Below are 8,114 nucleotides of genomic sequence, written 5' to 3'. Positions count from 1 at the left end.
GCGCAACTGGTTTGGGACCAGTGGGTCGGAGGTTCGAATCCTCTCTCGCCGACCACATTTAAAGAAGGGCTAACCGCAAGGTTAGCCCTTTTTGCATTAGCAGCTTACTCATCCTGATTCACCAAAACGCCCCTTATCCCGCCTTCTTCCTGTCTGTTAACGATTTTGTGACATAATCCATTGTATTTTTTTATATATAGATTGATCTTTTTTCGCGTTGCTTATGGATAACCTCAGCATTTTTCGCTGTGCGTTTTAACGTTCGCGGTATTTAGTGCTCAGATAATCACCGTTCTGCAAGAAAATTTACCCGATCTGAATAAAAGTTAATCACTGATTGTTGCGAAATATGAAGATAATTGTGCTGCAACATAGCGAGTAGCATAAATTTCCCTGCTGAAAACTGGCATACATAGTTTTTTTAATCTTTGTTTGCGGTTTCTCACACTCAGCGTAAATCCCCGTCACCTGTATTGACGTTTTCACATTCTGTTGACAGATTGTAGGGCATGAGGGGCATTTCAGGGACGATCTGCGCTGCAACTCAAACGCTCTTCTGAAAGGATTCTCCATCCCTTAAACGCCTTCGGGCATCACCGACCGGACCGGGTAAAAAATAAATAAAGGTCTGGCGGCGTAACACAACAAAGCAAAACATCACATTGGAGCAGAATAATGAGTATTTCCTTGAAGAAGTCAGGGATGCTGAAGCTTGGTCTGAGCCTGGTGGCTATGACCGTGGCAGCAAGCGTACAGGCAAAAACCCTGGTTTACTGTTCTGAAGGCTCGCCGGAAGGCTTTAACCCACAGCTCTTTACCTCTGGTACGACTTACGACGCAAGCTCTGTGCCTATCTATAACCGTCTGGTTGAATTCAAAACCGGTACCACGGAAGTGATCCCAGGTCTGGCGGAGAAGTGGGACGTCAGCGAAGACGGTAAGACCTATACCTTCCACCTGCGCCAGGGCGTGAAGTGGCAGGACAACAAAGAATTCAAACCAACGCGCGATTTTAACGCCGATGACGTTGTGTTCTCCTTCGACCGTCAGAAAAACGCTCAGAACCCGTATCACAAAGTGTCTGGCGGCAGCTATGAATACTTCGAAGGGATGGGCCTGCAGGACCTGATCGCTGAAGTGAAAAAAGTGGACGATAAAACCGTTCAGTTCGTGCTGACGCGTCCGGAAGCACCATTCCTGGCTGACCTGGCCATGGACTTCGCCTCTATTCTGTCTAAAGAGTACGCGGACAACATGCTGAAAGCCGGCACCCCGGAAAAAGTGGACCTGAACCCAATCGGTACCGGTCCGTTCCAGCTTCTGCAGTACCAGAAAGATTCCCGTATTCTGTATAAAGCCTTCCCGGGCTTCTGGGGCACCAAGCCGCAGATCGATCGTCTGGTCTTCTCCATCACGCCTGATGCTTCTGTGCGTTACGCAAAACTGCAGAAAAATGAATGCCAGGTCATGCCATACCCGAACCCGGCTGACATCGCGCGCATGAAGCAGGATAAAAACATCAACCTGCTGGAGCAGGCTGGTCTGAACGTGGGTTACCTCTCCTTCAACACCGAGAAGAAACCGTTTGATGACGTGAAAGTCCGTCAGGCGTTGACCTATGCGGTGAATAAAGAAGCGATCATTAAAGCGGTCTATCAGGGCGCGGGTGTTGCCGCCAAGAACCTGATCCCACCAACCATGTGGGGCTATAACGACGACGTTAAAGACTACACCTACGATCCTGAGAAAGCGAAAGCGCTGCTGAAAGAAGCAGGCCAGGAGAAAGGCTTTACCGTTGAGCTGTGGGCGATGCCAGTACAGCGTCCGTATAACCCGAACGCACGCCGTATGGCTGAAATGGTTCAGGCTGACTGGGCTAAAGTGGGCGTTCAGGCCAAGATTGTGACCTACGAGTGGGGCGAGTATCTGAAGCGTGCCAAAGCGGGTGAGCATCAGGCGGTGATGATGGGCTGGACCGGTGACAATGGGGATCCGGACAACTTCTTCGCTACCCTGTTCAGCTGTGCAGCCGCGAAAGACGGTTCTAACTACTCTCGCTGGTGCTACAAGCCGTTTGAAGACCTGATCCAGCCGGCGCGTGCGACCGACGATCACAACAAACGTATCGAGCTGTACAAACAGGCTCAGGTTGTGATGCACGATCAGGCTCCGGCTCTGATTGTGGCTCACTCCACCGTGTACGAACCAGTGCGTAAAGAAGTGAAGGGCTACGTGGTTGATCCACTGGGCAAACACCACTTCGAAAACGTCTCTGTTGAATAATAAGTAGGGTGTTCACCCTCTCCTTCACGGAGAGGGCAGGGGTGAGGGCGTGCATGCATTCCCTCACCCTAATCCTCTCCTGAAGAGAGAGGGAATTTACATTTGTGAGCAATACAGACGTCACGCCAACTGGTTGTACGTCATCAGAGAGAATCCGGGTTATGTTGCAGTTCATCCTCCGACGTCTGGGACTTGTTATCCCCACGTTTATCGGTATCACCCTTCTCACTTTTGCCTTCGTCCATATGATCCCCGGCGACCCGGTAATGATTATGGCGGGCGAGCGTGGTATTTCACCTGAACGCCATGCACAGCTGCTGGCTGAGCTTGGCCTGAACAAACCACTGTGGCAGCAATACCTCAACTATATCTGGGGCGTGTTGCACGGTGATTTAGGGATTTCGCTGAAAAGCCGTCTTCCGGTGTGGGACGAGTTCGTGCCGCGTTTTAAAGCGACACTGGAGCTTGGTGTCTGCGCCATGATTTTCGCCACTGCGGTGGGTATCCCTGTTGGGGTCCTGGCTGCCGTGAAGCGTGGCTCTATTTTCGACCATACGGCTGTTGGCCTGGCGCTGACGGGTTACTCCATGCCTATCTTCTGGTGGGGCATGATGCTGATCATGCTGGTCTCGGTGCAGCTAAACCTGACGCCGGTCTCCGGACGCGTCAGCGATATGGTCTTCCTGGATGATACGAATCCTCTGACCGGTTTCATGCTGATCGATACGGCTATCTGGGGCGAAGAGGGTAACTTCATTGATGCGGTGGCACATATGATCCTGCCTGCGATGGTGCTCGGTACCATTCCTCTGGCGGTTATCGTGCGTATGACCCGTTCTTCAATGCTGGAAGTGTTGGGTGAGGATTACATTCGCACCGCACGCGCCAAAGGTCTGACGCGTATGCGCGTCATTATCGTTCACGCCCTGCGTAACGCCATGCTGCCGGTGGTGACCGTTATTGGTCTGCAGGTGGGGACGTTGCTGGCGGGTGCGATCCTGACCGAAACCATCTTCTCCTGGCCGGGCCTCGGACGCTGGCTGATTGACGCACTGCAACGCCGTGATTATCCGGTAGTGCAGGGCGGGGTATTGCTGGTCGCGACGATGATTATTCTCGTCAACCTGCTGGTCGATTTGCTCTACGGCGTGGTGAACCCGCGTATTCGTCATAAGAAGTAAGGGGCCATCATGTCACACGTTTCTGAAAATAAAGTGGTTACTGCACCGGTTCCCATGACGCCGCTGCAGGAATTCTGGCACTACTTCAAGCGCAACAAAGGCGCGGTGGTGGGGCTGGTTTATGTCTCTGTCATGATCCTGATTGCGGTGTTTGCCAACGTGCTAGCACCGTATAACCCGGCGGATCAGTTCCGTGATGCGTTGCTGGCACCACCAGCATGGCAGGACGGCGGTAGCCTGTCGCACCTGCTGGGTACCGATGACGTGGGCCGCGATGTGCTGTCGCGTCTGATGTACGGTGCGCGTCTGTCGCTGCTGGTCGGCTGCCTGGTGGTCGTGTTGTCGCTGGTTATGGGGATCGTACTCGGTCTGGTTGCTGGCTACTTCGGCGGCATTATCGATAACATCATCATGCGTATCGTCGACATCATGCTGGCGCTGCCCAGCTTGCTGTTGGCGCTGGTACTGGTGGCGATTTTTGGTCCGTCGATCAGTAACGCCGCGCTGGCATTAACCTTCGTGGCGCTTCCCCACTATGTGCGACTCACGCGTGCGGCGGTGCTGGTGGAAGTAAACCGCGACTACGTAACGGCCTCCCGCGTGGCGGGTGCTGGCGCGATGCGTCAAATGTTCGTCAACATCTTCCCGAACTGCCTGGCGCCGCTGATTGTTCAGGCGTCGCTCGGTTTCTCTAACGCCATTCTTGATATGGCCGCTCTTGGCTTCCTGGGCATGGGTGCGCAGCCACCAACACCGGAGTGGGGCACCATGCTCTCCGATGTGTTGCAGTTCGCCCAAAGCGCCTGGTGGGTTGTGACCTTCCCGGGTCTGGCAATCCTGCTGACGGTGCTGGCATTTAACCTGATGGGTGATGGCCTGCGTGATGCACTTGATCCCAAACTGAAGCAGTAAGAGGCACGAGATGGCGTTATTAAATGTAGATAAATTATCGGTGCACTTCGGTGACGAAGGCACTCCGTTTCGCGCCGTGGACCGCATCAGCTACAGCGTAAATCAGGGCGAAGTGGTCGGCATTGTGGGTGAGTCGGGTTCCGGTAAGTCGGTCAGTTCACTGGCCATCATGGGGCTGATTGATTATCCCGGCCGCGTCATGGCCGAAAGTCTGGAGTTTAACGGTCAGGACCTGCAGCGTATCTCCGAAAAGCAGCGCCGCCAGCTGGTTGGTGCGGAAGTGGCGATGATCTTCCAGGACCCAATGACCAGCCTGAACCCTTGTTACACCGTGGGATTCCAGATTATGGAAGCCATCAAGGTGCACCAGGGCGGAAATAAGAAGACCCGGCGTCAGCGTGCGATCGATCTGCTAAATCAGGTCGGTATCCCTGACCCGGCATCGCGTCTGGACGTTTACCCGCACCAGCTCTCCGGTGGGATGAGCCAGCGTGTGATGATCGCCATGGCGATTGCCTGTCGGCCAAAACTGCTGATCGCGGATGAACCGACAACGGCACTGGACGTGACTATCCAGGCGCAGATCATCGAGCTGCTGCTGGAACTGCAGCAGAAAGAGAACATGGCGCTAGTGCTGATTACGCATGACCTGGCGCTGGTGGCCGAAGCGGCGCACAAAATTATCGTGATGTACGCAGGTCAGGTGGTCGAGACTGGACATTCGCACGATATTTTCCGCGCGCCGCGTCACCCGTATACGCAGGCGCTTTTGCGTGCGCTGCCGGAGTTTGCCCAGGACAAAGCACGCCTGGCATCACTTCCGGGCGTCGTACCGGGTAAATATGACCGACCGCAGGGCTGCCTGCTTAATCCGCGTTGTCCGTATGCTACAGACAAATGTCGTGCAGAAGAGCCAGAGCTCAATCTGCTTGCTGACGGTCGTCAGTCGAAATGCCACTACCCACTCGATGATGCCGGGAGGCCAACACTATGAGTACGCAACAGGCCACCACGCAACAACCGCTGTTGCAGGCTATCGACCTGAAAAAATACTATCCGGTGAAGAAGGGGCTGTTTGCGCCTGAACGCCTGGTGAAAGCGCTGGATGGCGTCTCCTTTACCCTTGAACGCGGCAAAACGCTGGCGGTGGTCGGTGAGTCAGGCTGTGGCAAATCGACGTTGGGTCGTTTGCTGACGATGATTGAAGTCCCCACTGGCGGTGAGCTCTATTATCAGGGACAGGACCTGCTCAAGCACGATCCGCAGGCGCAGAAACTGCGCCGTCAGAAAATCCAGATTGTGTTCCAGAATCCGTACGGATCGTTGAACCCGCGTAAAAAAGTGGGACAGATTCTGGAAGAGCCCCTGCTGATTAACAGCAATCTGAGCAAAGAGCAGCGTCGTGAAAAAGCGCTGGCGATGATGGCGAAAGTGGGCCTGAAGACCGAGCATTACGATCGTTATCCGCATATGTTCTCTGGCGGCCAGCGCCAGCGTATCGCGATTGCGCGTGGTTTGATGCTCGACCCTGACGTAGTCATCGCCGATGAGCCGGTATCTGCCCTCGACGTTTCTGTGCGTGCGCAGGTGTTGAACCTGATGATGGATCTGCAGCAGGACATGGGGCTGTCGTACGTGTTTATTTCGCACGACCTGTCGGTTGTGGAGCACATTGCCGACGAAGTGATGGTGATGTATCTGGGGCGCTGCGTGGAGAAGGGGACAAAAGAGCAGATCTTTACTCATCCTCGTCACCCGTACACCCAGGCGCTGCTGTCTGCTACCCCGCGTCTGAACCCTGACGATCGTCGTGAGCGTATCAAGCTGACGGGTGAATTGCCCAGCCCGCTGAATCCGCCTCCAGGCTGTGCATTCAACGCCCGCTGCAGTCGCCGCTTTGGCCCGTGCACCCAGTTGCAGCCACAGCTCAAGGATTATGGCGGTCAGCTGGTTGCCTGCTTCGCGGTCGATCAGGATGAGAATGGCGAAAAGCCGATGGCGTAATCCATCAATAAAAAAACCGGCGCTAAGCCGGTTTTTTTATGTCTGCGTGATTACTTGCGCAGACGGATCTGGTCGACAGCGTGTTTCTCACTCTTGGTGAGGATCAGGCTGGCGCGCTCACGTGTGGGCAGAATGTTCTCTTTCAGGTTCACGTAGTTGATCTCATTCCACAGCCCTCGCGCCACATTAATGGCTTCTTCTTCAGAAAGCTGGGCGTAGTGGTGGAAATAGGAGTCAGGATCGGTGAACGCGCCTTCACGGAACTTCAGGAAGCGGTTGATATACCAGTTCTGCAGCAAGTCTTCCGGCGCATCGACATAAATAGAGAAATCGACGAAGTCAGAGACAAACACATGATGGGGATCGTGAGGATAATCCATCCCGCTTTGCAGAACGTTTAATCCTTCGAGGATCAGGATATCCGGCTGAACCACCGTTTTGTCTCCACCCGGGATGCGATCGTAGATCAGGTGCGAATAGACCGGAGCCGTCACGTTAGGCGCGCCCGATTTCAGGTCAGAGACAAACTTCACCAGACGGTGCATATCATAAGAGAGCGGGAAGCCCTTCTTCTTCATTAGCCCGCGTTCCTTTAACACCTCATTCGGGTGCAGGAAACCGTCAGTGGTGATGAGCTCCACGCTGCGGTGTTCTGGCCAGCGGCTCAGTAACGCCTGCAATACGCGTGCGGTGGTGCTTTTACCGACGGCCACGCTGCCTGCAATGCTGATGATATAAGGAATGCGTTGGCCGTTCGTCCCGAGGAACTGCTCCAGCACCGCCTGACGGCGCAGGTTGGAGCTGATATAGAAGTTAAGCAAGCGCGAGAGTGGTAAATAGATTTCTGCCACTTCTTCCAGCGACAGATCTTCGTTTATCCCCTTTAACCGTGCGATTTCGCCTTCCGTCAGCGTCATCGGGACGGAGTCACGCAGTGCAGCCCACTGGCTACGGTTAAACTGAAGATAAGGTGTCATTAACGTTTGCTCTTTTTTGCTCATAAGCATGCTTCAGTGAGCCAGCACAACACAGCGCGTCCGGGCTCAACATAGTTAATTTTGGACAATGGGCAGGAGGTTAACACCAGATGACAGGAATAATAAGAAAAAATATGGGGAAGCGATGCTTTACGCGGGAGTCACCACGATACGGTATAAGTGGTATAAATCGGGCGCTGATGTTGAATTTTTGACCTTGAGTGGATGAATTTACAGCGGTTAACCCTGGTTTCGAATAAAATGTGAGCGAAAGAACGTTTTATGCAATTTTTTAGTTGCATGACTGCGCATGTCTCCATAGAATGCGCGCTACTTGATGCCGACTTAGCTCAGTAGGTAGAGCAACTGACTTGTAATCAGTAGGTCACCAGTTCGATTCCGGTAGTCGGCACCATCAAGTCCGGTGGGGTTCCCGAGCGGCCAAAGGGAGCAGACTGTAAATCTGCCGTCACAGACTTCGAAGGTTCGAATCCTTCCCCCACCACCACTTTCTGGCAGCGTTAAGCCGCCGGAGCTGGTTTGAAAATTGAATCAGCTCGAACCTAAAAAGAGAGAAATCTCTTTTTTTGTTACAGAAAGAACTGGGTAGCCGAGTTTCAGGATGCGGGCATCGTATAATGGCTATTACCTCAGCCTTCCAAGCTGATGATGCGGGTTCGATTCCCGCTGCCCGCTCCAATACGTGCTGATATGGCTCAGTTGGTAGAGCGCACCCTTGGTAAGGGTGAGGTCCCCA

6 protein-coding genes and 3 tRNA genes are annotated in these 8,114 nt (G+C 53.8%); 8 read left to right on the top strand and 1 reads right to left on the bottom strand.

Annotation, left to right across the window (positions count from 1 at the left end; translation table 11 throughout):
• Nucleotides 1-675 precede the first annotated feature (675 nt).
• The 5 genes from dppA to dppF all read left to right on the top strand — a co-directional run bounded on the left by dppA (nucleotide 676) and on the right by dppF (nucleotide 6,380).
• The gene (gene dppA, locus QLG09_RS22005; protein ID WP_014168145.1) at nucleotides 676-2,283 is read left to right on the top strand and encodes a dipeptide ABC transporter periplasmic-binding protein DppA; all 1,608 of its coding nucleotides are present in this window, start codon (nucleotides 676-678) and stop codon (nucleotides 2,281-2,283) included.
• A 161-nt stretch (nucleotides 2,284-2,444) separates the two neighbouring features.
• A complete protein-coding gene (gene dppB, locus QLG09_RS22000) occupies nucleotides 2,445-3,464 on the top strand; it encodes a dipeptide ABC transporter permease DppB (protein ID WP_020882632.1) in 1,020 nt (339 codons plus the stop codon).
• Nucleotides 3,465-3,473: 9 nt separating this feature from the next.
• A complete protein-coding gene (gene dppC, locus QLG09_RS21995) occupies nucleotides 3,474-4,376 on the top strand; it encodes a dipeptide ABC transporter permease DppC (RefSeq protein ID WP_014168147.1) in 903 nt (300 codons plus the stop codon).
• 10 nt (nucleotides 4,377-4,386) lie between these two features.
• A complete protein-coding gene (dppD, locus tag QLG09_RS21990; RefSeq protein ID WP_014168148.1) occupies nucleotides 4,387-5,370 on the top strand; it encodes a dipeptide ABC transporter ATP-binding protein in 984 nt (327 codons plus the stop codon).
• Entirely contained in the window at nucleotides 5,367-6,380 is a 1,014-nt protein-coding gene (gene dppF / locus QLG09_RS21985) for a dipeptide ABC transporter ATP-binding subunit DppF (protein WP_032679976.1), read from the top strand. The genes dppD and dppF overlap by 4 nt, the downstream gene beginning before the upstream one ends.
• Nucleotides 6,381-6,430: 50 nt before the next feature.
• Here the strand turns inward: dppF and coaA are convergent, their stop codons facing one another.
• Nucleotides 6,431-7,381: a type I pantothenate kinase gene (gene coaA, locus QLG09_RS21980; protein ID WP_025206418.1), complete on the bottom strand. Its 951-nt coding sequence runs from the start codon at nucleotides 7,379-7,381 to the stop codon at nucleotides 6,431-6,433.
• A 315-nt stretch (nucleotides 7,382-7,696) separates the two neighbouring features.
• Between coaA and QLG09_RS21975 the strand changes: the two genes are divergently transcribed.
• The 3 genes from QLG09_RS21975 (at nucleotide 7,697) to QLG09_RS21965 (ending at nucleotide 8,056) form a co-directional block, all read left to right on the top strand.
• Nucleotides 7,697-7,772: transfer RNA gene (locus QLG09_RS21975), tRNA-Thr, on the top strand.
• Between the two features lie 8 nt (nucleotides 7,773-7,780).
• A tRNA-Tyr gene (locus QLG09_RS21970) sits at nucleotides 7,781-7,865 on the top strand.
• Between the two features lie 116 nt (nucleotides 7,866-7,981).
• Nucleotides 7,982-8,056: transfer RNA gene (locus tag QLG09_RS21965), tRNA-Gly, on the top strand.
• Nucleotides 8,057-8,114: the final 58 nt, after the last annotated feature.

The sequence above is a fragment of the Enterobacter sp. V89_11 genome, assembly GCF_029967775.1.
Classification (GTDB): Bacteria; Pseudomonadota; Gammaproteobacteria; order Enterobacterales; family Enterobacteriaceae; genus Enterobacter; species Enterobacter ludwigii.
This window is presented reverse-complemented; position numbering and strand designations above follow the sequence as displayed.